This is a genomic window from Actinokineospora sp. HUAS TT18 (assembly GCF_051364635.1).
GTDB lineage: Bacteria > Actinomycetota > Actinomycetes > Mycobacteriales > Pseudonocardiaceae > Actinokineospora.
The window spans coordinates 3,254,116-3,276,769 of sequence record NZ_CP195645.1 but is presented as its reverse complement, the minus strand read 5'-3'; the positions used below and the strand labels follow the sequence as shown (position 1 = coordinate 3,276,769).

At 69.8% G+C, this 22,654-nt stretch carries 28 protein-coding genes; 20 read left to right on the top strand and 8 right to left on the bottom strand.

Going from position 1 to position 22,654, the window contains the following annotated elements; translation table 11 throughout:
* Positions 1-2: 2 nt before the first annotated feature.
* Together ACSHT8_RS14635 and ACSHT8_RS14630 are read left to right on the top strand one after the other, a co-directional pair.
* Positions 3-1,430: a PLP-dependent aminotransferase family protein gene (locus tag ACSHT8_RS14635; protein WP_436501526.1), complete on the top strand. Its 1,428-nt coding sequence runs from the start codon at positions 3-5 to the stop codon at positions 1,428-1,430.
* Between the two features lie 88 nt (positions 1,431-1,518).
* Positions 1,519-2,610 carry a D-alanine--D-alanine ligase family protein gene (locus tag ACSHT8_RS14630; RefSeq protein WP_436501524.1) on the top strand — a complete coding sequence of 364 codons (1,092 nt, stop codon included), beginning with the start codon at positions 1,519-1,521 and terminating at the stop codon, positions 2,608-2,610.
* On the opposite strand, the gene ACSHT8_RS14625 is transcribed toward ACSHT8_RS14630, so the two are convergent.
* The gene (locus ACSHT8_RS14625) at positions 2,611-3,750 is read right to left on the bottom strand and encodes a DUF418 domain-containing protein (RefSeq protein WP_436501522.1); all 1,140 of its coding nucleotides are present in this window, start codon (positions 3,748-3,750) and stop codon (positions 2,611-2,613) included.
* 85 nt (positions 3,751-3,835) lie between these two features.
* Here ACSHT8_RS14625 and ACSHT8_RS14620 point away from each other — a divergent pair, with 85 nt between their 5' ends.
* Complete coding sequence (locus ACSHT8_RS14620; protein WP_436501520.1) at positions 3,836-4,426, top strand: TetR/AcrR family transcriptional regulator; 591 nt, start codon at positions 3,836-3,838, stop codon at positions 4,424-4,426.
* Here ACSHT8_RS14620 and ACSHT8_RS14615 read toward each other — a convergent pair.
* Together ACSHT8_RS14615 and ACSHT8_RS14610 are read right to left on the bottom strand one after the other, a co-directional pair.
* Positions 4,423-4,992 (bottom strand): DUF3515 domain-containing protein, encoded by a 570-nt coding sequence (locus ACSHT8_RS14615; RefSeq protein ID WP_436501518.1) that lies wholly within the window; start codon positions 4,990-4,992, stop codon positions 4,423-4,425. The genes ACSHT8_RS14620 and ACSHT8_RS14615 overlap by 4 nt on opposite strands.
* Positions 4,993-5,011: 19 nt before the next feature.
* The gene (locus ACSHT8_RS14610) at positions 5,012-5,245 is read right to left on the bottom strand and encodes an Lrp/AsnC ligand binding domain-containing protein (protein WP_436501517.1); all 234 of its coding nucleotides are present in this window, start codon (positions 5,243-5,245) and stop codon (positions 5,012-5,014) included.
* A 109-nt stretch (positions 5,246-5,354) separates the two neighbouring features.
* On the opposite strand from ACSHT8_RS14610, the gene ACSHT8_RS14605 reads away from it, so the two are divergent.
* Positions 5,355-6,320 carry a thiamine-phosphate kinase gene (locus tag ACSHT8_RS14605; RefSeq protein WP_436501515.1) on the top strand — a complete coding sequence of 322 codons (966 nt, stop codon included), beginning with the start codon at positions 5,355-5,357 and terminating at the stop codon, positions 6,318-6,320.
* 40 nt (positions 6,321-6,360) lie between these two features.
* On the opposite strand, the gene lepB is transcribed toward ACSHT8_RS14605, so the two are convergent.
* A complete protein-coding gene (gene lepB, locus ACSHT8_RS14600; RefSeq protein WP_436501513.1) occupies positions 6,361-6,993 on the bottom strand; it encodes a signal peptidase I in 633 nt (210 codons plus the stop codon).
* Positions 6,994-7,456: 463 nt separating this feature from the next.
* On the opposite strand from lepB, the gene ACSHT8_RS14595 reads away from it, so the two are divergent.
* The 6 genes from ACSHT8_RS14595 to ACSHT8_RS14570 all read left to right on the top strand — a co-directional run bounded on the left by ACSHT8_RS14595 (position 7,457) and on the right by ACSHT8_RS14570 (position 11,430).
* Positions 7,457-8,101, top strand: a complete 645-nt coding sequence (locus ACSHT8_RS14595; RefSeq protein ID WP_436501511.1) for a DUF6230 family protein — start codon at positions 7,457-7,459, stop codon at positions 8,099-8,101.
* 70 nt (positions 8,102-8,171) lie between these two features.
* Positions 8,172-8,636, top strand: a complete 465-nt coding sequence (locus ACSHT8_RS14590) for a DUF6114 domain-containing protein (protein WP_436501509.1) — start codon at positions 8,172-8,174, stop codon at positions 8,634-8,636.
* 4 nt (positions 8,637-8,640) lie between these two features.
* Positions 8,641-9,336 carry a DUF6230 family protein gene (locus ACSHT8_RS14585; protein WP_436501507.1) on the top strand — a complete coding sequence of 232 codons (696 nt, stop codon included), beginning with the start codon at positions 8,641-8,643 and terminating at the stop codon, positions 9,334-9,336.
* Positions 9,330-10,130, top strand: a complete 801-nt coding sequence (locus ACSHT8_RS14580) for a DUF6114 domain-containing protein (RefSeq protein ID WP_436501505.1) — start codon at positions 9,330-9,332, stop codon at positions 10,128-10,130. The genes ACSHT8_RS14585 and ACSHT8_RS14580 overlap by 7 nt, the downstream gene beginning before the upstream one ends.
* Entirely contained in the window at positions 10,127-10,744 is a 618-nt protein-coding gene (locus ACSHT8_RS14575) for a hypothetical protein (RefSeq protein WP_436501503.1), read from the top strand. The genes ACSHT8_RS14580 and ACSHT8_RS14575 overlap by 4 nt, the downstream gene beginning before the upstream one ends.
* Entirely contained in the window at positions 10,741-11,430 is a 690-nt protein-coding gene (locus ACSHT8_RS14570) for a DUF6230 family protein (protein WP_436501501.1), read from the top strand. The genes ACSHT8_RS14575 and ACSHT8_RS14570 overlap by 4 nt, the downstream gene beginning before the upstream one ends.
* Here the strand turns inward: ACSHT8_RS14570 and ACSHT8_RS14565 are convergent.
* Positions 11,427-11,738 carry a hypothetical protein gene (locus ACSHT8_RS14565; RefSeq protein WP_436501499.1) on the bottom strand — a complete coding sequence of 104 codons (312 nt, stop codon included), beginning with the start codon at positions 11,736-11,738 and terminating at the stop codon, positions 11,427-11,429. The genes ACSHT8_RS14570 and ACSHT8_RS14565 overlap by 4 nt on opposite strands.
* Before the next feature lie 125 nt (positions 11,739-11,863).
* Positions 11,864-13,237 carry a M12 family metallo-peptidase gene (locus tag ACSHT8_RS14560; RefSeq protein ID WP_436501497.1) on the bottom strand — a complete coding sequence of 458 codons (1,374 nt, stop codon included), beginning with the start codon at positions 13,235-13,237 and terminating at the stop codon, positions 11,864-11,866.
* Positions 13,238-13,505: 268 nt separating this feature from the next.
* Between ACSHT8_RS14560 and ACSHT8_RS14555 the strand changes: the two genes are divergently transcribed.
* From ACSHT8_RS14555 to ACSHT8_RS14520, 8 genes are all read left to right on the top strand, one after another.
* Positions 13,506-13,982, top strand: a complete 477-nt coding sequence (locus ACSHT8_RS14555) for a GNAT family N-acetyltransferase (RefSeq protein WP_436501495.1) — start codon at positions 13,506-13,508, stop codon at positions 13,980-13,982.
* Positions 13,955-14,476 (top strand): gamma carbonic anhydrase family protein, encoded by a 522-nt coding sequence (locus ACSHT8_RS14550; RefSeq protein ID WP_436501493.1) that lies wholly within the window; start codon positions 13,955-13,957, stop codon positions 14,474-14,476. The genes ACSHT8_RS14555 and ACSHT8_RS14550 overlap by 28 nt, the downstream gene beginning before the upstream one ends.
* A gap of 15 nt (positions 14,477-14,491) precedes the next feature.
* Positions 14,492-15,166, top strand: a complete 675-nt coding sequence (locus ACSHT8_RS14545; protein ID WP_436501491.1) for a uracil-DNA glycosylase — start codon at positions 14,492-14,494, stop codon at positions 15,164-15,166.
* 138 nt (positions 15,167-15,304) lie between these two features.
* Complete coding sequence (locus ACSHT8_RS14540) at positions 15,305-15,499, top strand: hypothetical protein (protein ID WP_436501490.1); 195 nt, start codon at positions 15,305-15,307, stop codon at positions 15,497-15,499.
* On the top strand, positions 15,483-16,001 hold the full coding sequence (locus ACSHT8_RS14535) for a DUF6879 family protein (protein WP_436501488.1): 519 nt from the start codon (positions 15,483-15,485) through the stop codon (positions 15,999-16,001). The genes ACSHT8_RS14540 and ACSHT8_RS14535 overlap by 17 nt, the downstream gene beginning before the upstream one ends.
* Positions 15,988-16,827 (top strand): helix-turn-helix domain-containing protein, encoded by an 840-nt coding sequence (locus ACSHT8_RS14530; protein ID WP_436501486.1) that lies wholly within the window; start codon positions 15,988-15,990, stop codon positions 16,825-16,827. The genes ACSHT8_RS14535 and ACSHT8_RS14530 overlap by 14 nt, the downstream gene beginning before the upstream one ends.
* A gap of 143 nt (positions 16,828-16,970) precedes the next feature.
* Positions 16,971-17,195: a hypothetical protein gene (locus ACSHT8_RS14525; protein WP_436501484.1), complete on the top strand. Its 225-nt coding sequence runs from the start codon at positions 16,971-16,973 to the stop codon at positions 17,193-17,195.
* The gene (locus ACSHT8_RS14520; RefSeq protein ID WP_436501483.1) at positions 17,192-17,410 is read left to right on the top strand and encodes a hypothetical protein; all 219 of its coding nucleotides are present in this window, start codon (positions 17,192-17,194) and stop codon (positions 17,408-17,410) included. The genes ACSHT8_RS14525 and ACSHT8_RS14520 overlap by 4 nt, the downstream gene beginning before the upstream one ends.
* A gap of 403 nt (positions 17,411-17,813) precedes the next feature.
* Here the strand turns inward: ACSHT8_RS14520 and ACSHT8_RS14515 are convergent, their stop codons facing one another.
* On the bottom strand, positions 17,814-19,154 hold the full coding sequence (locus ACSHT8_RS14515) for a M28 family metallopeptidase (RefSeq protein ID WP_436501481.1): 1,341 nt from the start codon (positions 19,152-19,154) through the stop codon (positions 17,814-17,816).
* A gap of 246 nt (positions 19,155-19,400) precedes the next feature.
* Here ACSHT8_RS14515 and ACSHT8_RS14510 point away from each other — a divergent pair, with 246 nt between their 5' ends.
* Entirely contained in the window at positions 19,401-20,588 is a 1,188-nt protein-coding gene (locus tag ACSHT8_RS14510) for an MFS transporter (protein WP_436501479.1), read from the top strand.
* A gap of 32 nt (positions 20,589-20,620) precedes the next feature.
* On the opposite strand, the gene rpmB is transcribed toward ACSHT8_RS14510, so the two are convergent.
* Positions 20,621-20,812 (bottom strand): 50S ribosomal protein L28, encoded by a 192-nt coding sequence (gene rpmB / locus ACSHT8_RS14505; RefSeq protein WP_054050110.1) that lies wholly within the window; start codon positions 20,810-20,812, stop codon positions 20,621-20,623.
* A gap of 195 nt (positions 20,813-21,007) precedes the next feature.
* On the opposite strand from rpmB, the gene ACSHT8_RS14500 reads away from it, so the two are divergent.
* Positions 21,008-22,639 (top strand): DAK2 domain-containing protein, encoded by a 1,632-nt coding sequence (locus ACSHT8_RS14500; protein ID WP_436502069.1) that lies wholly within the window; start codon positions 21,008-21,010, stop codon positions 22,637-22,639.
* The last annotated feature ends 15 nt before the right edge of the window (positions 22,640-22,654 follow it).

The window sequence follows — 22,654 nt, the reverse complement described above, 5'->3', positions numbered from 1 at the left end:
TTTTGGCCGAGAGTCCGCCCCTGCCGGTGACCCTCGACCGCGCGTCGACCACGCCGCTCGCGGTCCAGCTCGCCGAGGAACTGCGCGCCGCCGCCGCGGAAGGCAGGCTGCGCAGCGGCGACCGGCTGCCGTCGACCCGCGCGCTGGCCGCCCAGCTCGACGTCAGCCGCACGGTCACCGCCGCGGCCTACGAGCAACTGCACGCCGAGGGCTGGATCGCGGGCCGCCACGGCTCCGGCACCTACATCACCACCGCCCCACCCGGCTCCCTGCGTGCCCGCGCGCGCCGGGCCAAGCCGGACGTCCTCGCCGCCGACGCCGTCGACCTGACCCCGGGATCGCCGTGGGCGGGCGGCATCGACCGCTCGGCGTGGCGCCGGGCCTGGCGCGGCGCCGCCGACGTCGCCCCGCTGCTGCGCCCGCAGCGCGCCGGGCTGCCCGCCTACCGCGCGGCCGTGGCCGAACACCTGCTGCGCCACCGCGGCCTGCGGGTCAGCGGCGAGTTCGACGACGCGGGCGAGGGCGAGGCCGTGCTCGCGACCGGCGGCACCACGGCCGCGGTCGCCGAGGTCGCCGCCGCCGTGCTGCGGCGCGGGGATGTCGTGGCGGTGGAGGAACCCGGCTACCAGCGTGCGGTCGCGTCGCTGCGCGCGGCCGGGATGCGGGTCGTGCCCGCGCAGGTCGACGAGGACGGGCTGCTGCTCGACAGCCTCCCGCCTGGGACGCGCATGGTCTACTGCTCGCCCGCCCACCAGTACCCGCTGGGCAGGCGCATGTCCGCGGGCAGGCGCGTCGAGCTGGTCGAGCGGGCACGGCACGCGGGCTGGCTGGTCGTGGAGGACGACTACGACGGCGAACTCCGCTACGACGTGGCGCCGCTGCCGCTGCTGGCCGCGCTCGCCCCGGATGTCGTGGTGCACCTGGGCACCACGAGCAAGATCCTCACCCCGACCCTCGGGACTGGCTGGATGGTCGCCCCGCCCGCCGTGGTCACCGCCGTCCTTGAACACCGCGACCGCACCGGCACCAGCCCCGCCGCCGCGGGTCAGCTCGTGGTGATCGAACTCGCGCGCAACGGCGACCTCGGCCGCCACCTGCGCAAACTGCGCCGCGAGCTGTCCGAGCGCCGGGTGCTGCTGGTGGACGCCTTGCAGGCGGCCGGAATCCCGATGCTGGGCGACGACGCTGGCGCCCACCTCGTCGTCCCGCTCGACTCCGCCGCCGCCGAACGCGCGCTGATCGACACGGGTCTGCGGCGCGGCCTGCTGCTCGACGGCCTCGCCCGCCACCACAGCGGCCCGGCGAGCTGGTACGGCATCGCCCTCGGCTATGCCGCCTGTTCAAGAGACCAACTCCGAGCAGCGATCCCGATCTTGGTGGAACTGTTCGACCGACGATCCGCATCCTTAGGGGAACGAGACGGCGGGTGACCACGGTTGCCCACCTATCGTGCTGTTCGCAACACAGGTGACCAGGCCTAGAATTTCGGGGAGGCGGGTCAGCGTAGGGTCGTTACCCATGTCCAGTTCAAAGATCCGCGTCGCAGTTGTTTTCGGCGGCCGCAGTACCGAACACACGATCTCGTGTGTCTCCGCCGCAGGCGCGCTCGCGAACCTGGACCGGGACCGGTTCGAGGTGGTGCCCGTCGGTATCACCAAGGACGGCTCCTGGGTGCTCGGCCCCGCCGACCCGGAGCGCCTGCGCATCCACGGCCGCGAGCTGCCCACCATCACCTCCGGCACCTCCGTGACCCTGCCCGCCGACCCGACCGCGGGCCGCCTGGTCATCCTGGAGAAGGGGCACGAGGGCCGGATCTTCTCCGCCGTCGACGTCGTCTTCCCGATGCTGCACGGCGCCTACGGCGAGGACGGCACCATCCAGGGCCTGCTGGAGATGGCGGGCCTGCCCTACGTCGGCCCGGGCGTGCTGTCCAGCGCCGTCGCCATGGACAAGGGCGTCACCAAGAAGCTCCTCACCGCCGAGGGCCTGCCCGTCGGCCCCTACGCCGAGCTGCGCCGCGACCAGACCACGCTCGACGAGGCCGACCGTGAGCGCCTCGGCCTGCCGGTGTTCGTCAAGCCGTCGCGCGCGGGCTCGTCCACCGGCATCACCCGCGTCACCGACTGGGACCAGCTCGACGCCGCCATCGCCCACGCCCGCGAGATCGACCCGAAGGTGCTGGTCGAGGGCGCGATCGTCGGCCGCGAGGTCGAGTGCGGCGTGCTGGAGTTCCCCGACGGCCGGGTCGAGGCGTCCCAGCCCGCCGAGGTGCGGCTGCTCGGCGACCTGGAGTGGTACGACTTCGACTCGAAGTACCTCGACGACACCAGCGAACTCGACATCCCGGCCAAGCTGCCCGACGACGTCACCGAGCGCCTGCGGAACATGGCCGTCGACGCGTTCCGCGCGCTGGACTGCCAGGGCCTGGCGCGCGTCGACTTCTTCGTCGGCGAGGACGGCACGCTGACGATCAACGAGGTCAACACCATGCCCGGCTTCACCCCCACATCGGCCTACCCGAAGATGTGGGAGGTCACCGGCGTGGACTACCCGACGCTGCTGACCGTCCTCATCGACACCGCGATCGCCCGCGGCACCGGCCTGCGCTGATCACCGCACCGGCACCGAGTCCGGCCGCCTGCCCAGCGTCACCGCGCGGAGCACCCATTCCACGGGCCCGTAGCGGTGGCGCCGCACCCACCACGCGCTGACCGCGACCTGCGCGGCGTAGAGCGCGGCGACGACGCCGAGCACCGTGAGGTCCGGCAGGCGGCCGATGAGCCCGAAGCCGTAGAACACGACACCGAGGACGGCGGACTGGCCGAGGTAGTTGGTCAGCGCGAGCCGCCCGACCGGGGCGAAGACGTCGACCGCGCGTGTCTCGAACAGTCGCAGCAGCAAAGCGATGTAGCCGCCGGTCAACAGTGGGGCGGTCAGCACGCTCAAGCCCATGGCCAGCGTCTCCGCCTGACTGCCCGGCGAATATGTCGCGGTCCAGCCGTAGACGACCGCGCCCGCCAACCCGATAGGCAGGCCGAACCGCCGCAGCCATGACCACAGCGCGGCGTGGTTATCGGGTTCGGCGAGCACCCGCTCGCGGCCCGCGGCGAAGCCCAGCAGGAACATCGCCAACGCGCTCGGCGCCTGCACGAGCAGCACGAACGCGAGAGTTCCCGGCAGTTGGCGCACGTGTTCGCCGATCACGTCGGCGGGCGCGCCGCGGAAGGCGTCGACCGACTCGGCGATCCGCGCCGACACCGCCGCCGCGTCGACCGGTGCCGGTTCGAAGAGTCCCAGCAGGACAAGGAACGTGCCGGAGAGCGCGACCAGCCAGCACGCGGCGCGCACCGCCGTCGCCGTGCTGAGGTGCCGCAGCGCCAACAGGCCCAAGCCGAGGACGGCGTAGGTGGTCAGGATGTCGCCGTGGAACAGCAGGACCGCGTGCGCGACGCCGATCGCGGCGAGGCCGAGCTGCCTGCGCGCCATGCGGGGCACGAACGCGGCCCCGGCGCGCGCCGCCGAGTCGAGCTGCAGGGTGAAGCTGTAGCCGAAGAGGAACGAGAACAGCAGGTAGAACTTGGTCTCGAAGAACACAGAGACGATCAGCCGGACGACTGGGTCGGCGCGCGGATCGGGGATCCCGGCGCCGTAGTAGCCGGTCGCGAACGCCCAGACATTGACTATCAGGATTCCGAACAGGGCGAACCCGCGCAGGGCGTCGACCCGGTCGACGCGGTGGGGCGGGGACATCGGCGGCCTCTTTCATAAACCGAGTGATCGGTCTAATATTGCGCACGATGATCTACGCCGTCAACGTGGGTGATTGAATCGACCCATGCGCACCGTCGACCCGGCCAAGCACGAGGCCCGCCGCGCCCACATCCTCGCCGCGGCGGCGCGCTGCTTCGCGCGCAAAGGGTTCGGCCAGACCAGGACGGCCGACATCTGCGCCGAGGCCGGAATGAGCTCCGGCAACCTGTTCCACTACTTCGACAGCAAGCACGCGATCTTCGCCGCGCTGGTGGCGCAGGAGGGCGACGAGACCGCCGCGCTGTTCGCCGAACTGTCCACAGCGGACCCATGGGCGGCGCTCACCGGCGTGTTCGAGCTGATCGTCGACCTCGCCGACGGCGACTACGCGCGGCTGGCCCTGGAGATCTCCGCCGAGGCGGGCCGCGATGAGCGCATCGCGGACCTGGTCACGGCCAACGATCGCACCCTGCGCACCGGCCTGGCCGAACTCGTCGAACGCGCGACCGCGGCGGGTCAGATCGATCCGGGACTGCCCGCCGACACGGCGGCCACCTGGCTCGCGGCCGTGGTGGACGGGCTGTTCAACCGGGTCGCGGTCGATCCCGCGTTCCGGCCCGCGAGCGAGCGGGAGACGCTGCGGGTGCTGCTGGAACGGGTGCTGCGGAAGGTCTAGGGCTGGACCTTCTGGGCGGGCAGGGCCGAACCGACCACTTCGGACACCGTCTGCAACGGACCGGTGCCCACACCCTTTGGCAGCGTCAGCGCGATATAGACCGGCCGGTCCACGACGAACCACGTCTGGCTGTCCGGCCCGTCGACCGGCAGCCACTTGACGCCGGAAACCTCACGCAGCGCCGAAGTCGCCTCCAGCTCCGGCGGCTTGCCCAGCCCGCACCGCAGCACCACCGGATCACCGACGCGGTCGCCATACGCGAGGGCGCCCACGGGCGCGGGCTCGGCGAGCGGCAGCTTCGCCAGCGTCGCCGACCCACTGGTCAGCGACCCGGGCAGCGCGCCGAGCAGGGTGACGCAGTGCGGCGAGCCCGAGTCCGGGGCGTCCACCGGGACCAGCCCGACCGGCCCGGTGCGCGGGGCGGCGGTGGTCGTCGGGGCAGGCGCGGGTTCGTCGGGCAGGAAGCGGCTCGCCACGACGACACCGACGGCCAGCAGGCCGACCAGGACGACCGCGGCGACGACCGTCGCCCGGGAGGGACCGGTCCGGGGAGGCGAGACACTCACCGGACCACTAGACCACGGCTCAGAGATGCACGACCGGGCAGGTGAGCGTGCGGGTGATGCCGTCCACACTCTGGATGCGCGCGACCACCAGTTGGCCGAGGAGGTCGACATTGTCGGCCTCTGCCCGGACGATGACGTCGTAAGGTCCGGTGACATCCTCCGCCGTGGTCACCCCGGAAATCCCGGCGATCTCGGCGGCGACGGCCGCGGCCTTGCCGACTTCGGTCTGGATCAGGATGTATGCGTGGACCACGGCGCGCCCCTTCGCGGCTAGGAGTCCCCAAGAGGTAGGAACGTGTTCAGCAACGTACCCCAGGTTCCGGATCGTTGGGGGATCCGACCATCGGTGATCGGAGGATGTCGTGCGACCGGATACGACCCAGGGCCAGCAGACCGTGGCCGACGTGGGTGAGTTCGGTCTCATCCGCCGAGTCACCGACGGACGTGCCCAGCCCGCGCCCACCCTGCTCGGCCCCGGCGACGACGCCGCGGTGGTCGCCGCGGCGGACGGCCGCGTGGTGGCGAGCACGGATGTGCTGGTCGACGGCGTGCACTTCCGCCTCGACTGGTCCACACCGGACCAGGTCGGCCGCAAGGCGGTGGCGGCCAACCTGGCCGACATCGCCGCGATGGGCGCGGTGCCGACCGGACTGCTCGTGGCACTCGTGTGCCCCGCGTCAACCCCCGTTGAGGTGATCGATCAGCTGTCGACGGGCATGTGGGCCGAAGCGGCACGCGCCCGCGTCGGCATCGTCGGCGGCGACATGGCCTCGGCCGACACCATGGTGATCTCGATCACTGCGCTGGGTGATCTGCAGGGCCGCAAGCCGGTCACGCGCGGCGGAGCCCTGCCCGGCGACCTGGTCGCCGTCGCGGGCCGTCTCGGCTGGAGCGCCGCCGGTCTGGCCGTCTTAGGCCGCGGTTTCCGCTCCCCGGTGAGCGTCGTCGGCGCCCACCGCGCCCCCGAACCCACGTACGCGGCGGGCCCCCAGGCCGCGGACGCGGGCGCCACCGCGATGATCGACGTCTCCGACGGCCTGCTCGCCGACCTCGCCCACATCGGCGTCGCGTCCAATGTGGCCATCGACGTCCGGACTGATTTGATCGAGGTCCACCAACGCCTGATCGACGTGGCCTCAGCCCTCGGCGCCGACCCCCGCCACTGGGTCCTGACCGGCGGCGAGGACCACGCGCTGGCCGCGACCTTCCCCGACCCCGGCGCGGTCCCCGAAGGCTGGCGCGTGGTCGGCACCGTCGCTCGCGGCAACGGCGTCACCGTCGACGGCGCCCCCTACGAGGGCACCGCGGGCTGGCAACACTGGCGCTGAGTGACACCAGCGACTCAATGCCGAGTCGGCTTGTCCTGACTCAGGACCTCGGCACCAGCTGGAAGCCGCCCGAGTGGTCGAGGGAGCCGAACTCGCCGACCGGGTAGATGCGCAGCCACAGCCTGCCCAGCACCTGCTCCGTCGGCACCCACCCGAACATGCGCGAGTCGTCCGACTGGTCCGGGTTGTCGCCGACGAGGAACACCGCGCCTGCCGGGACGACCGCCTCCGCCGCCGGTCCCAGCTTCCCCGACGCCAGGCAGCACACCCTGGGCGACTTCCACTGGCCCGCCCAGGCCGTCGACTCCACGGTCTGCCATCGCGTCGTGCCCGCGGGCATCAGCAGCAGGGACCCGGTGCCGTCCGGCTGGACCTCCACGCGCACCTGGTCGCCCGGCAGGCCGACGACCCGTTTGACGATCGCGGGCGCGCCGGGGCTCGGCCGGGCGGCGACGACGTCGAATCGGCGGAGTTCGGCGGTGTCGAAAAACGGTTCGAGGAGAACCCGGTCGCCGTCGGTGAATGTCGGGTGCATGCTGCTGCCGTCGATCTTCTGGGAAAGGGTTACCGCGACAACGAGTGTTACCAGCGACGCGGCCAGTAATAGGCCGACCGCGATCAGGGCGCGGCGGGCGACTACCGCGTTCCCTCTGACCGACTCGCTCGTTGTCATGGTGGTCCCTCACTTCAGCCGAATAACGGTTAGCGCGTTCGGTCTAACGCGCCCGTTTGTTGCGTACTTGTTACCAACTACTCAGCGTAACCAATGCTGAACGAAAGCTACTTGTGGGTAGAGCACAATTCTGACTGGTCGGTCTAAGCGTCCCGGTCAAAGCCACATCTGGCAAGTACATGTGCCCAGCGGTAAGCGTTACCCAAGGTAACACTGGCTTCGATCATCTGACCTGCGTGAAAACTGGCTCTTGTCTGGCCGAAACACGGATGGCACGGTTCGTTCACCGCAGCCGAGTGAGCAGGGACACACATCAGCGAGGGTTGGGCGGACCGGGGCTCCATGGGCCCCACGGTGCGCTAGGCATCACTGTGCGTGAATCTGATCACTTTCCTCCGGAGGCGGTCAGTAATTCACGAGCGGCCTTCCCGAAATTCGGGGCGGCATTACGCAGGAGGTGCTGATGCACGAAACCGCATTGGGCAGAACGCGGTGGGGCAGATTCTCGGTGGTGACCGGTGTCGCCTCCGTCGCCATCGGCGCCCTCGGGTTCGCCATGGCGAACGGCTTGCTGGCGGCGTCGTTCAACGTCAACGGCCAGCCGTTCCAGATCGAGTCCGCGGGCCTGCAGGGCAACGGGTTCGGCGCGATCATGGACGACGTCACCAAGGACAACCCCGACGGCACGACGTCCGGCCAGGCCGTGGCGCGCGCCGGTTTCGAGACGGCAAACCTGAACGGTCTGTGCGCCGCGGTGCACCAGAGCGTGCTGGGTCTGCCGTTCACCCTGAAGATCGCGGCGGGCAACCCCGCCGACGCCACCAATGACATCGCGGCCGCTGACATGGTGCTCGACGCCCAGTCGGTGAACTCCAACGCCTCGATGAACGGGCTGGCGCTCGGCAAGTCCGCCGACGACGTGGCACTCGGTGGCAGCCCGACCTCGCTCGGCGGCACGCCGGGTAACTTCGGTCTGCAGTCGAGCACCGCGAACCTGGGCGGTCTGCACGCGGAGGCCTACGCCGCGACGATCGCCGGGACGATCAACCTGACGGGTCTGTCGCTGGCCATCGAGTCCGGCTCGACCAACTGCACCATCGTCAACTGATGTCCGCCACGTGTTGGTGGCGGACGGCCGCCGCCATCAACACGTGCGCATCCAGTCCCAGGAGCGCCAGATGACCGAACAGCCCGAAATCGAAGCCGAGGCCGAAGTCGAAGCCCCCGCCAAGCCCGGCAGGTTCGCCCGCTTGTGGCAAGCCTTCACCCGCTTCCGTCGCACCCGCCCGTTCTGGGGCGGCGCCTGGCTCGCCTTCGGCGGCTGGGTCATCCTCTCGCTCACGATCGCGCCGCTGAGCGTCACGTTCGCCGCGGGCGTGGGCGGTGTCTCCGGCTACCTGCTCGGCGGCTCGATGATGATGTTCGCCTTCTTCGCCTGGTTCGTCCCGTCGCAGCGGCACCTCGCCGGGCTGCTCGGGGTCATCTTCGCGGTCGCCTCGCTCGTGCTGTCCAACCTCGGCGGGTTCCTCGTCGGGATGTTCTGCGGCGTCGTCGGCGGCGCCATGATCGTCGCCTGGGGCCCGCCCCCGGAGCACAAGCTGTTGAAGCGCCTGTTGGGGCGCCCTACTCCGGTGGAGCGGTAGAGACATGGTGGACATCAAGGGGGCGGTCGGCGCCTGGAACGCGAAGATGCGCGACACGGCGGCCGACGAGGTCAGGCGCGGCACCCGGTTCGGCCGGACCTTCCTGATGGCCGTGCCCGCCACGGTGATGGTCGGCCTGCTCGGCGTCGGCATGTCGGAAGGCCTGCTGGCGGCGAACTTCATGGTCGTCAACAAGCCGTTCGCCATCAAGTCCGACCAGCTGGAGGGCGCCGGTTTCGCCGCGCTGCTGCACGACCGGCTCGTCGACAACGGCGCCACCGGCACCAGCAAGGCCACCGCCCGCGCGGGCTTCAAGTCGGCCAAGCTCGACGGACTGTGCGGCGTGGTGCACGAGACCATCGCGACCCTGCCGTACACGCTGAAGATCACCGCCGGTGAGCCGGTCAACGGCACCCCGGACGCCACGGCCGAGATCAACGCCTCCGACCTGATCCTGGAGGCCACCGCGGTCAACGCCGCCAACAGCAACTTCGCCGACCTGTACCTCGGCAAGTCCGCCGACGACGTCAAGATGGGCGTCACCCCGCTCGACGGCGGCACGCCGGGCAACTTCGGCCTGGAGGCGGGCACGGTCAAGATCACCAACCTGGACGCGTCGGCGTACACGGTGGAGCTGATCGGCAGCATCGGCCTACCCGGCCTGAATCTGACCATCCTGCCCGGGACCGTCTCATGCTGACCCGCCCCGAGGCGGGCAAGCACCGCCGAGACACCGCCGCCCGCTTGGCCCGCGTGCGCTTCCGCGAACGCCTCGCGGCGGAGCAGGCGGCAGCGGAGGGGCGGATCGCCGCTGACCCGACCCGCGGGGGCATGGATTCCCCCGCCCCCGCTGCGACTCGCCCCGCGTCGGACGCCGAGGGCCTCAATCCCTTCGCGGGCGACGATGCCGTGGCGAGCCCAATGTCGGACGCCGCAGGCCGAGGCCGGTTCGCAGGTGATCGTGCCGATTCGCCGGCGGACTTCTCCGACAGCGGCCGGTTCGTGGGCGGCCTGCCCGTGCCCGCCGCGGACGCCGATTCCGTTGACGGCGCGGACTCTCCGGGCGACGAACCCGACTTCGTCGCCGAAACCCCGTCAACCCGCCACCGCGTGGTCTCCCTACTGATCGCGGCCTGGCGCTGGTTCCGCGACTTCCGCCGCACCCGCCCGTTCTGGGGCGGCCTCTGGATGATGCTGGGCGGCTGGACGATCATGTCGCTCACCTTCGCCCCCGTCGTCGTCATGCTGTCGGCGGGCGCGAGCGGCGTGGCCGGATATGTCACCGGCGGCGGCCTCATCGTCCTCGGCCTGATCGCGTGGTTCGCCCCCACCCAGCGGCTCGTCGCCGGGGTCATGGGCGGCATCCTGGCCGTGGCGGCGTTCGTCGCGTCCAACCTCGGTGGGTTCCTGCTGGGCACGCTGCTGGGCATCCTCGGGTCGGCCATGGTGTTCGGCTGGGGCCCGAAGAAGCAGCGCAAGCGGGCCGAGTCGTGATCGCGCGGCTGGCCGCGGCCGCCGCGGTCCTGGTAGCGCTGGTGACGACGGCGATCTTCCCGGACATCACCCTGTCCTCCGCGGGCGCCGCGTCCGGCTGTGTCAAGGACACGCGGATCGGCTTCTGCATCGTCCCGACGTCCTACAAGATCGAGTTCGGCCGCGACTCCATCGGCGGCTACCAGTGGCACGCCTACTCGTTCGTCGACCTCGGCGCCACCACCATCACCGTCGCCGACGGCACGACGCGCTCGGTCAACCACTACCGCTTCTCCCGGCTCGTGGTCGACCAGAACGCCCTGATCGAGCAGAGCCGCCCCGACTACAACGTGCGCATCTCCGCGCCGGGCCCCATCGAACTCGGCGGCACCAACAACGCGGGCGCGTCGATGTGGACGGACGTGTGGGGTTCCGGCCTGCAGTTCCGCTGGGGCCTGTGCCTGTTCACCTGGTCGTGGGTGCCCGATGACCTGAGCCTCAACATCTCCGGCTGCTGGCTGCGCATGGACGCCTACGCCATCACCTCCTACAACCCGCAACCCCAGCCCGGCCAGCGCGACAACCCGATCTACCTGCCGAACGCGACCCTGTCCCTCAACGGTGGCATCGGATGAACGGAACCCGGTGGGGCCGGTCGGCGGTGCTCGGCATCCCCTCGCTGCTCGTGGTCCTGATGCTCGCCTTCGGCGTGCGCACAGGCGTCCTCGCCAGCAGCGTCGTGATCCAGAGCGGCACCTCGGACCTGGCCACCAGCGGCCTGTACGGAATCGACTTCGGCCTGTCCGTTGTGGACAGCACGCAGAAGGTGCGCCAGGCCGACGGCAGCGTTGTCCTGCGCAACGTCCGCCTCGTGCGCGCGGGCTTCGCCGAGGGCAAACTCAATGAGCTGTGCATCGCCGTCCACCAGAGAATCGCGAACCTGGACTACACCATCAAACTCACCGGCGGCGACGGAAACCTGGCCACCTGGGAAGTCGACGCCCGCAACGTGGAGCTGGACGGGCAGCTGGTCGGCGGCACGCTGACACTGGACGGGGTGGTGAAGTTCGGGATCACGGGGGAGGACGTGACGACGATCAAGAACCCCGACGGGACCTATGTGGACAACCCGCTCGACGCCAATCCCTCCCAGCACCGCTGGGGAGCGGACGCGACGTTCGCGGAGTTCACGAAGGTGACGGGGAAGGTGTACGCGATGGAGATCGTGGGGCCCTTCACGCTGCCTGGGTTGAAGGTCAAGGTGGAGGCTGGGAAAACGCTGTGCCCCGCGCCTCCGGCCCCGACGGCACCACCGAGCTAGCGGTCGCGCTTCCGCATGAACGCCTGATGCCATTCTTCGTACTGGGCGCGCTTGCTGTTCGCGCGGTCGGATATCGCCGCGGCGGGCAAGTCGTTCGCGGCGATGAAGAAGTCCAGCGCGGCTCGGACGTCGCCCAGTTCGCCGATCAGGCGGTCCTGGAGGCTCGACCCGTCCCAATGCACGGTCGCACCGCCTGCGCCGATCAGTTTGCCCAGTACCTGGATCAGCTCGCCGGTCTCCTCGATCAACCGACTCGCACCCGGCCAGATGGGGCTGCCGATGCTGAACGGGCCTGCCTCATCGGCCATGCGGACGCACTCCCGTCAACGTTCGGAACAGGGCGGATCGAATCCTAGGCCGGTCGTAGGTCCGCCACTTCTTGTCAGTTTGCCCAGCGGGTGCCCGCACCGAACACGGGCACCCGCCGCGGTGATCAGCCCGTGGTGACGCGCAGGCTGAACGCGCCCGCGCTCCCGTAGGTGGAGTAGCCGGTGTTCAGCGGGTTGGCGAAGCCGCTGTCATCGATCCGGACGTAGTAAGTCCCCGCCGCCAGCGACTTCGTCAAAGCCGCGTTCAGGCCGGTGGCCGTGCGGGCGTCGATCTGGCCCGCCGCCGGGTTCGCGGTGGCGACCACCGTGCCCGCCGAGTCCAGCACGTCCAGCTTGATGTCCAGGTTCGCCCCCTTCGCCGCCGCGTTCGCGGTGAAGACATACGTCCCCGCCGACAGCGTGATCCTGAAGTAGTCGACATCCGTCAGCGAAGCGTTCACCCCGTTGACCGTCTGGTTCAACGAGATCGCCGTGGCCGTGCCGGTCGTCGTGCCGTGGTCGGTCGGGAGGACAGCGACGCCGTTGGTGCCGATCACCGCGTAGTCGTCCTGGGTGTTGTTCGCGCCCGAGTACTCGCCCTTGCTCCACTGCGTGATCGCCTTGCTGTAGCCGACGCCCATGATCGGGGCCCACGGGCCGTGGCCGCTGTAGTAGCCGGTCGACCCGGTGCCGTCGTGGCTCAGGCCCAGGTTGTGCCCGGCCTCGTGGGACGCGGCCTCGGCGATGTTCTTCGCGCCCGTGCCGACGCCGCGGGTGAAGACCCACGCGGGCTGGTTGTAGCCGTTGTTGGTGCTGTCGTAGACGCCGACATAGGCGACGCCGCCGCAGCCGCAGCCCGAGTAGTACCAACTCGTCGGGTCGATGACGACGCGCGTGCCGTACAGGGTGTCCGCCGAGTCGGTGCGGTTGATGGCCGCGACGCCCGGGTCCTGCGTCGTCACGTCGACGTCGAACGGGGCGTAGTCCTCGGCGACGCGCTGCCAGACCTCGGTGACGACGCCCTGCTCGGCGGCGCTGAACGTGCTCGGGCTGCCGTCGGTGTCGTACGGCGTCACGGTGACCGGGTCGATGCCCTTCGAGCGGTTCCACGCGGTGCCGGTCAGGTAGTGGCCGTTGAAGTCGAGGTAGATCACCCGCTTCGAGCCGGGCTTGCTGTGCAGGGTGAACGCGTCGGCGGCGGGGGCCGACGGGGTGGACGGAGCGGCGGGGGCCGCGGGCTCGACGTGGAACAGGCGGGCGTCGCGGTCGAGCCTGCTGGTCGGGTCGTTGGCCAGGATCTGCGTGAGCCGGGTCGCGGTGAGGCCGTTGCGGTCGGCGACCTCGCGCAGGCGCGGGCGGATCGCCTCGATGGCCGCGGTGCCCCGCAGGTCGGTGGGAAGGGCGCCGTCGAGTGACTGCTGCGCGGCGGCGGACTGAGTGGGAACCACTGTGACGAATGCGATACCGAGCGCGACGGCTACGGCGCGAGCTCGTGACATATTTCCTCCTCGCGTGAGTCCTGGTGTCATAAAACGCAGGGGGACACCGGGAAACGGGCCGGAGGCGACGCGCGGAAAAACGACGGGAGAGTATCCCGCCTGGTCAGCTGGCTAATCTGGGAATTCCCATTCCCGTTGTGTCGCGTTTTCGCAGGGGTCGCGCACCGGATTCCGCAGCAGATTAGCGCCCATTCGGCGGCGCGGTCCAGACCTCTTTATTCGCAGAATTCCGGTGCGGCCCCGGCGCTGCGTCGGTGACAATGTCGGGGTGCGCATCGAACCCAGGCCATACGACCACCCCGACTCCTGCCTGCTCATCGACGAGGTGCAGCAGGAGTACGTGGTCCGCTACGGCAGCCCCGACGAGACCCCGGTCGACCCCGCCGAGTTCGCCCCGCCGCTGGGCCGCTTCTACGTCGGCTACCTCGACGGCCGCCCGCTCGTCATGGGCGGCTGGCGCGACCACGGCGACGGCACCGCCGAGATCAAGCGCATGTACGTCTCGCCCGACGGCCGGGGCAAGGGCCTGGCCCGGGAGATGCTCGCCCACCTCGAACTCGCCGCCGCCGAGGCCGGGATCGGCAGGCTCATCCTGGAGACGGGCCTGAAGCAGCCAGAGGCTGTCGCGCTCTACCGGTCGTCCGGCTATGCCGACATCGACGCGTTCGGGCACTATGCCGAACACGAACTCTCCGTTCACCTCGGCAAGGAGATCGCGTGCCCGTCTACGCCCTCGGCGACCTGACGCCGACCATCCACCCCGACGCCTACGTCCACCCGGACGCCACCGTCATCGGCGCCGTCACGCTGCACGCGGGCGCGTCGGTCTGGCCGCAGGCCGTCCTGCGCGGCGACGCCGGGACGATCGAGATCGGGGAGCGGACGAGTGTGCAGGACGGGACGGTCATCCACTGCACGCCGTTCCACCCGGCCAAGATCGGCGCCGACTGCGTGATCGGGCACAACGTCCACATCGAGGGCGCCACGGTCGGCGACGGCTGCATGATCGCCTCCGGTTCGGTGCTGCTGAACGGGTCCGTGGTCGAGGACGGCGCGATCCTCGGCGCGGGCGCGGTGATGTCGTTCGACGGCCACCTCCCCGCACGCTCGATGGCGTTGGGCGTCCCTGCGCGGGTCCGGGAGGGGCATGTCGTGCCGGAGGGGATGACCTCGGGGATCGTGCAGATCTATCTGGACAACGCCAAGACGTACCGGGCGGGGCTGCGTCGGCTGGACTGAGTAGGGTTTTCCGGCGTGGCACGACCATTGACTGAGATCGTCGAAGCCGGGTGGGCGCAGGCCCTGGCCCCCGCCGCCGATCAGATCGCCAAGATGGGCGACTTCCTGCGCGCCGAGATCGCCGCCGGGCGGACGTACCTGCCCGCCGGGGAGAACGTTCTGCGTGCCTTCCAACAGCCGTTCGCCGACGTGCGGGTGCTCGTGGTGGGGCAGGATCCCTACCCGACCCCGGGCCACGCGGTGGGCCTGTCGTTCTCGGTGGCCCCGGACGTCCGCCCGATCCCGAAGAGTCTGGTGAACATCTACAAGGAGTACCAGGAGGACCTCGGCCACCCGCTGCCGTCGACCGGCGACCTGACGCCGTGGGCGGAGAACGGGGTACTGCTGCTGAACAGGGCGCTCACGGTCGCGCCGGGCAAGGCGAACTCGCACCAGGGCAAGGGCTGGGAGGAAGTGACGGAGCAGGCCATCCGCGCCCTCGCCGCCCGCGGCGGCCCGCTGGTGGCGATCCTGTGGGGACGCAACGCGCGGAACCTGCGGCCGATGCTGGGCTCGGTGCCCGCGATCGAGTCGGCGCACCCGAGCCCGCTTTCGGCGCACTCTGGCTTCTTCGGCTCGAAGCCGTTCAGCCGGGCGAACGCGCTGCTGGTGGAGCAGGGCGGGGAGCCGGTGGACTGGAAGCTGCCGTAGCGGGCCGGGCGACGCCCAAGCCGCACTGAATTCTTCGTCGTCGCGTGGCATCAGGCGTTTATGCGGAAGCGTGACTGGCGCCCAGGACCACCACACCAAATCTGCTACAACGTAATCATGACGCCACAGCGAGTAACGATGAACCTCCACCGCATTGCGGGAGACTGCCGGGACGAGGACTGTCCGGCCGTGTACCTGTCCGATCGAGGAACCGTTGTGTTCCAGGGCGATGTCGTGTCCCTTGCCAACGGGCTTCGCCTCGGTCAGGGTGAGCAGGCCGTCGAGTTGCCGTTGACCGTGGTCAGGGAGGCCATCCGTGCGCTTGGGACGTGACGGTTCCCGCGACCTGTTCCGCACGTACCGAAGGTCGGCGTGGCGCTTCGAGACCCAGCCGACCTACACGATTCCCGGTGAGGCGGACTCCCTGGCACGGTTCCTCGCAGGCCAACCGGAGCCAGCCCACGAGCCACGGTACGTCGAGTGGCTTGAACTGACGCGCGCCAGCGTCGCCGCCGGGAAGTCGATCGGGCGGGTGAAGGTTGTCCGAAGGCCGTTCACCGACTACACGCGCTACGCGTTCGCCTGGGGAATACCGCACAGCGTCGAACACGGCGAGGACATTCGCATCCTCGACGCGACCGACTTGTCCCTGGACCTGCCCTCCGACGACTTCTGGCTGTTCGACGACACCGAGGTCCTCCACTTGACCTACGGGGCCGACGGGAAACTGATAAGCCGCGAACTTCTGGCCGACCCGCCGATCGAGAACTACCGACGGTGGCAACGAATCGCACTCGAACACTCCGTCCCATTCGGGGACTATGTTCGATCCTGAGCGTCAACAGCGGGAACGCCGAGATCTGGCGAACGCCCTCCGCGACATGCGGAAGTCCGCCGGTCTCTCCGGTGAGCGTTTGGCCGCGCGATGTGCGATGTCGCAGTCGAAGATCAGCCGAATCGAGTGCGGGAAGATCCTTCCGTCGGTCACCGATGTCGAACGAATTCTCTCCGCACTGAACGTCGGCCAGGACGAGGCCAAGCAGTTCCTCGACCTGGCAAGGACCGCGAACGTCCACTTTCGATCAGTTCGCGTACTCGCGGAGATCGGCTTGTGGCGAGGTCAGCAGGAGCTCTCGGCACTCGTCGCCTCCTCTACGCAGCTCCGACATTTCTGCCCGGCCGCCCCCTCCGGGATGTTGCAGACCCGCGAGTACGCGGCAGCGATCCTCACGCCGACGGTCCGAGGCAGGCCCGCGCGAAACGTCCCGCGGGCAGTCGAGGCCAGGATCGAACGTCAGCGGGCTTTGTATGACGGATCGCGAACATTCACCTTTGTGACAACCGAGCAGGCGATCCGGTGGAACCAAGCTCCAGCCGAAGTGATGGCGGCCCAAGCCCGGCACATGGCCGGACTGACGGAACTGCCGAACGTCACGATCGCCGTGGTTCCGAACAACACACTGATGAACGAGGTCCTGATGAACAGCTTCGTCGTCTACGACGAACGATTCGTCATGTGCGAGTTGTTCTCCGGCAGCGTCATCCTTCGCGACCCACAGGAAGTCGCATATCACGTCAGCATCCTCGACCACTTCCTGGAACGCGCACTTGTGGGCCAGGAAGCGTCCGATCTCCTGCGACAGATAGCGAACGAGTTCTAGTTATTCGGGTGCTCGACTGAAACCTGACTCCCAGCCGTGCACCTGACTACGTTCGCCTTGTGGAGATCCTCGGTTTGACCAACCCCTATCGCGGGGAAAAGCCCTGCTCGCGAGCATTCCGCCACGGGTTCACGTTTCGCTGGGTGAAGAATGATCGCTATATCGCCGTCATGCGCGGGATCTGCGTGGACAGCCGCCGGTACCTGATCATTGACGACTACCTGGCCAACCACCAGGTCCACGAAACCCCGCAACCCGTCATCGACGTCATCCCCGCCTGCTCGGAGAACTGGTGGGACACCTCGCTGCTGCGCCGAGCCGCGGATTCCTGGGCCGCGAAACGCGCCGCACACGGCCGGGCCACGTGATCCGCCTCGAGGACACCGACATCGCCAAGGCGCTGGCTATGCTCGCGGCCAAGGCACCGCTGGTATCAGCGGCGATCATTCGGGAAGACCTCGCCGTCGAGCAGGTTGACGCGTTGCTGACGATCCTGGCCAACACCACGGACTGCGTGCGGGAGTTGCGGTTCCGCTGGTTCGGTGTCGAGATCGAGGATCTCGGAGACAGCGGGGGCCGCTAGCCCGGTGGTGCCGTCGGGGCCGGAGGCGCGGGACGGAGGGTTTCCGCGCCTCCACCTTCCCCGTCACTCGGCGGGAACGTATGGGTTCACGGCGAACGCGGCGGCGAACGCGGCGGCGAAGGGGGCGCATCTGGACGTGCTGGACTCCGCGGGCACGGTGGTCGCCACCGCGAACCCGGCGGCGGGCCAGATTGACGCCCGCGCGGCCGCCGGCCACCGGCTCCACCAACGCCGGCGCGGGCGTTCAGCCTGCGTGTCACCACGGGCTGATTCCCCAGTGGGTGCCCGTGTCGGGCACTCACTGGGCGACTCTCAGCTCAACGAGCCGGCGCACGAGCTCTTCTGTTGGGCTCGCCGGAGAGCCGCGCTCGGCCGGGGGACGCCGGCCGAGCGCGGTCTTCTACTAGAAGGTCAGCTTCCAGCTGTTGATGTGCCCGGTGTCGTACCGCGCGACGTCCTGGACCTTCAGCTTCCAGGTCCCGTTCGCCACCTCCGTCGACGCGTTCACCGTGTAGGTGGCGATCACGTTGTCGGCGGAGTCGTTGGACGACGAGTTCTTCAACCGGTACGCCGAACCGTCCGGCGCCACCAGGTCGATCACGATGTCACCGCGCCACGTGTGGACGATGTTGACGTCGACCTTCAGCGTCGACGGCGCGTTGCCCGAGATGCCCGAGACCACGATGTCACTGGTGACCGCGGCGCCGGGGGAGTCGGGGATGTTCACGTCGTTGGTGTTCTCGAAGACGCGGCCCGACGGCGGTGTCGTCGTGGTGGTCGGCGGCGGGGTGCCGACGTCGGCGAGCTTCCACACCGTGTGGGCGATCGCGTCGGTGTTGCGGTCGAGGGCGGTCGCGTTGATGTTGTTGCTGCGGTCGCACGAGCGGTGGTAGCAGCCGTCGAAGGCGGCCTGGGTGCCGCCCCACTTCTGGACCTGGGCGGCGGTCTTGACGCCTTCGGCGCCGGTGAAGATGCCCCCGATGGGGATGCCCGCGTTGGCGAACGGCGCGTGGTCGGAGCGGCCGGTGATCCCGGTGGCCTCCTCGGTCTGCACGCCGATGCCGGTGAAGAACTCCTCGATCGTGCGCTGGATGGCGACCGACCCGGTGGGGTGCGCGTCGCCGTCGTAGACCATGTAGCCGGGGTTCGGCGAGCCGATCATGTCGAAGTTCAGGTACTGCTTGATCTTCGAGCGCTCGGTGCTCACGAGGTTGTTGACGTAGTACTTCGACCCGATCAGGCCGAGTTCCTCGGCGCCCCACCACGCGAAGCGCAGGTGCCGCGCGGGCTTGAACTGCTGGCTCGCCACGGTGAGCGCGACTTCCAGCACACCGGCGGTGCCGGAGCCGTTGTCGTTGATGCCCGCGCCCGCGGTGACGCTGTCGAGGTGCGCGCCCGCCATCAGGACGTTGTTGGTGTCACCGCCGGGCCAGTCGGCGATCAGGTTGTAGCCGGTGGCGCCGTTGTAGGTGAACGACTGGGTCGACGTCGTGTAGCCCGCCGCGTCCAGCTTGCCCTTCACGTATTCCAGCGACCGCTGGTACCCGGTGGTCCCGTGCGCGCGGTTGCCGTTGTTGTTAGTGGCGATGGTCTGCAGTTCGGTCAGGTGCGCCTGCACGTTGGCCACCGGGATGTCCGGGATGGCGACCGTGACTTGCGGGGCCGCGTTGGCCAGCGGGACCACGAGTATCGCGCCCGTCAGCAGGACTCCGGCCGCGATCGGCGCGAGAGTTCGGTTGAGCATGGTTGTTGCCTCCAAGCAGGGTTTGGGACAACCCGCATGGTCGCGTAAATCCGGTATGCCCAGAAGAAGCGATCATTGCCATCCATTGCCATATGCGGATCTCTGCATCCGGTGCGGCCATTCGGGAACGGCGATAGGGCGACCGGGTGAACCGCGCTCTCACGCGCTGCCCTTCCGGGTAGAGCGTGCGGGCTAAGGGTGTGATGTCCGTTCTGTTCCACCGGTTTCGCCGATACCGTCGTACCGGTGCTGGGGCGACGGGATCTGCTGCTGGTTGCGTCCGGTTCGGCGGTGTCGATGTTCGGCACGGCGGTCACTCTCATCGTGCTTCTCTTGCACGCCAAGGACTTCGGCTCCTACGCCGTGGTCGCGGTCCTCATCGCCGAGTTCGTCCCTGTCACGCTCGGCGCGCCGTTCGCCGGGCTCCTCGTCGACCGCTTGCCCAACCGGCGCCTCATGATCATTGGCCAGCTCGTCCAAGCGGGCGCGGTCATCGGTGTCGTCGCGGTGCTGAACACCTTGCCGCTGGTGCTGGTCATGCTCGTGCTTCTGGGCTGTGGCACGGCAGTGGTGAACCCGGCCGCGGCGGCGATGGTGCCGGTCATCTGCGGTGAGAAGGATTCCACGCGCGGGTACGCCATCGTCGCGACCGGGCGGACGCTGGGAATGCTCGGCGGGTCCGCTGCCGGCGGGCTGCTCGTCGCCGCGTTCGGCACGCGCGACGCGCTCTATCTCGACGCGGCGACTTACCTGATACAGGCCGCGCTGCTCGGGTTCGTCCGGGTCGACCGTGATCCCCGGGGCGCGCAGCGGCGCAGGCGGCACGGCGACGCGCTGGCCGGGCTGCGGCACGTCGCACGGGACCCGGTGCTGCGGGTGGCCTCGGTGAGCCTCGCGGTCGCGCTGGCGGGAGTGATGGTGGCCGACGTGGCCAACGTCTTCTACGTCACCGACGTCCTGCACGGCGGCGCCGCGACGCTCGGGATCCTGCACGCGGCGTGGATGACCGGGGTGTTCGTCGGCGTGCGGGTGGCCGGGCGGTCGAGCACCGAGCGGGCCCTGCTGACCGGGTTGGGTCTGTCCTGCTGCGGGATGGGGGTGGCGATGCTGATTCCCTCGCTGCTCCCGTTCACCGTCCCCGTCGCGCTGGGATACGTGCTCGGCGGGATCGCGAACGGCGTGCAGAACGTGAGCAACCAGGGCCTGCTGCGCTCGCGGACCCCGGAGCACCTGCGCGGCCGGGTGTTCGCCACCGCCGCGGCCATCCTGATCGGGTCCAACGTCCTCGGGACCGTCCTCGGTGGGGCGGTGGTGATGATGGTCGGCGCTCGGCAGGCGTTCGCGATCGCCGGGGTGGCGTCGCTGATCGCCGGGTTCGCCGCCTTCCGCGCCTTAAGGGCGGTGGATACGACAAAACCGGCGTCGGTGACCTGAGTCACCGACGCCGGTTCGCGTGAAGCTTCAGCTCAGCCGCGGACGACCTTGCCCGCCTTCAGGCAGGAGGTGCACACGTTGAGGCGCTTGGTCTGGGAGATCCCCAGCTTGGCGCGCACGCTCTGGATGTTCGGGTTCCACCGACGGTTGGTACGCCGGTGGGAGTGCGAGACCGACTTGCCGAAGCCTGGCCCCTTGCCACAGACGTCGCACACGGCAGCCACGTCAGACACTCCTTCAGGTTGCGGTGCCCACAGCTCGATAAGAACAGTCAAACTCGTGGGCGCACGTACGAGGGCCCAGGCAGGCCCGGGCAGTCATCACAGCGTAACGGGTGCCGGTGTGGTGTTCCAAACCGGGTCGCCGCGAGGTCGCTACGCTGCCCCGATAAGCGACGATCCCCCCGGGAGGCAGGCGTGCTGCAGGCGCTCGACGCTGGTGAGGTGCGGCGCTGGGCAGCGGCCTGCGTGCAGTCGATGGATGCCCACCGGGCCGCGATCGACCGGATCAACGTCTACCCGGTGGCCGACGGCGACACCGGCTCCAACCTCCTCCACACTCTGCGCTCCGCCCTCGAAGCCCTGCTGCGCGCCCCGGTCGGTGAGCGGTCCGACGCGGGCGGCGCGTTCGCGGTCCTGGCCAAAGGCGCCGTCACGGGGGCGCGCGGCAACTCCGGGGTGATCATCTCCCAGCTGCTGCGCGGGATGGCCGAAACCGTCCGCGACCAGGCGGAAGTCACTGGCCCGCTGCTCCACCGGGCCCTCGTCCGCGGCGCCGAGCTGGCCACCGCGGCGGTGTCGCGGCCGGTCCCCGGGACCATGCTCAGCGTCCTCGACGCCGCCGCCCGCGCGACCAGGCTGGACGCCCTGCCCGAGGTCGCCTCGGCCGCCGCCATCGCCGCCGCGGAGGCGCTCGACCGCACTCCCGAGCAGCTCGACGTGCTCGCCGAGGCCGGGGTCGTGGACGCGGGCGGCCGCGGGGTCGTGGTCCTGCTCGACGCGCTTGTCGCCATCATCGGCGGCCGCCCGCCCGAACTGGCCGCCGCCGCGCGGGTCAGCGCCGACGTCGCCGCCCAGCGCAGACCGGACAATCCGCTGGTCGCGGCGCGCGAGGCGGGCTCGGACCTCTACGCCTACGAGGTCATGTACCTGCTCGAACAGGCCACCGACGTCGCCGCGCTGCGCGACGCGCTCGACGACCTCGGCGACTGCGTCTCCGTCGTCGGCGACGGCTCGGACCTGTGGACCGTCCACGTGCACTGCAACGACGTCGGCGCCGCCATCGAGGCGGGGATCGACGTCGGCAGGCCCCGGCAGATCCGGGTTGCCCGCTTCGCCGACGCCGTGTCCGCCGAGGCGGGCCGCTTCGCCAAGGACCGCGCCGTGGTCGCCCCGGTGCGCGGCGACGACCTGGCCGAGCTGTTCCTCGCCGAGGGGGTCGCCGTGCTGCGCGTCGGCGACGGCGAGACGCCGACACCGTACGAGCTGCTCCAGGTGATCACCGGCACCGGCGCCGGGCACGTCACCGTCCTGCCCGGTGACGATGGGCTGATCGAGATCGCCGACGAGGCCGCCATCCGGGCCGTCGCCGCAGGTCAGGACGTCGTGGTCGTGCCGTGCGCGTCCCCGGTGCAGGCACTCGCGGCCATCGCCGTGCACGACCCGCGCAGGCGGGCCGGTGACGACGTCGTGGCCATGGCCGAGGCCGCCGCGGCGACGAGACGCGGCGCCGTCGTGGTCGCCCGGGAGGCCGCGATCACGTGGATCGGGCCGTGCGCGGCCGACGACATCGTCGGGTTCGCCGACGGCGAGGTCGTGCTCATCGAGCCGGGGCCGCCGTCGCCGGACGCGCTGGCCAAGGCCGTGTGCGGGGTGGTCGACCGGATGCTCGCCGTCGGCGGCGAACTCGTGACCGCGTTGCTCGGCCGGGACGCGCCCGCGGGCGTGGCGGAGACCCTGGGCGACTACCTGCGCGCCAACCGCCCGGAGGCCGACCTCATGGTCTACCGCGGCGGCCAGTCCGACTCGGTCGTGATCCTCGGACTCGAATAGTCGGGGGCGGACGAC

What these genes read in the sequence shown, in the direction of transcription:
- ACSHT8_RS14630 (WP_436501524.1), top strand. Translation starts at nt 1,519, where the DNA reads ATGTCCAGTTCAAAGATCCGCGTCGCAGTTGTTTTCGGCGGCCGCAGT.
- ACSHT8_RS14625 (WP_436501522.1), bottom strand. Translation starts at nt 3,750, where the DNA reads ATGTCCCCGCCCCACCGCGTCGACCGGGTCGACGCCCTGCGCGGGTTC.
- ACSHT8_RS14620 (WP_436501520.1), top strand. Translation starts at nt 3,836, where the DNA reads ATGCGCACCGTCGACCCGGCCAAGCACGAGGCCCGCCGCGCCCACATC.
- lepB (WP_436501513.1), bottom strand. Translation starts at nt 6,993, where the DNA reads ATGACAACGAGCGAGTCGGTCAGAGGGAACGCGGTAGTCGCCCGCCGC.
- ACSHT8_RS14595 (WP_436501511.1), top strand. Translation starts at nt 7,457, where the DNA reads ATGCACGAAACCGCATTGGGCAGAACGCGGTGGGGCAGATTCTCGGTG.
- ACSHT8_RS14590 (WP_436501509.1), top strand. Translation starts at nt 8,172, where the DNA reads ATGACCGAACAGCCCGAAATCGAAGCCGAGGCCGAAGTCGAAGCCCCC.
- ACSHT8_RS14585 (WP_436501507.1), top strand. Translation starts at nt 8,641, where the DNA reads ATGGTGGACATCAAGGGGGCGGTCGGCGCCTGGAACGCGAAGATGCGC.
- ACSHT8_RS14580 (WP_436501505.1), top strand. Translation starts at nt 9,330, where the DNA reads ATGCTGACCCGCCCCGAGGCGGGCAAGCACCGCCGAGACACCGCCGCC.
- ACSHT8_RS14570 (WP_436501501.1), top strand. Translation starts at nt 10,741, where the DNA reads ATGAACGGAACCCGGTGGGGCCGGTCGGCGGTGCTCGGCATCCCCTCG.
- ACSHT8_RS14565 (WP_436501499.1), bottom strand. Translation starts at nt 11,738, where the DNA reads ATGGCCGATGAGGCAGGCCCGTTCAGCATCGGCAGCCCCATCTGGCCG.
- ACSHT8_RS14560 (WP_436501497.1), bottom strand. Translation starts at nt 13,237, where the DNA reads ATGTCACGAGCTCGCGCCGTAGCCGTCGCGCTCGGTATCGCATTCGTC.
- ACSHT8_RS14540 (WP_436501490.1), top strand. Translation starts at nt 15,305, where the DNA reads ATGAACCTCCACCGCATTGCGGGAGACTGCCGGGACGAGGACTGTCCG.
- ACSHT8_RS14530 (WP_436501486.1), top strand. Translation starts at nt 15,988, where the DNA reads ATGTTCGATCCTGAGCGTCAACAGCGGGAACGCCGAGATCTGGCGAAC.
- ACSHT8_RS14515 (WP_436501481.1), bottom strand. Translation starts at nt 19,154, where the DNA reads ATGCTCAACCGAACTCTCGCGCCGATCGCGGCCGGAGTCCTGCTGACG.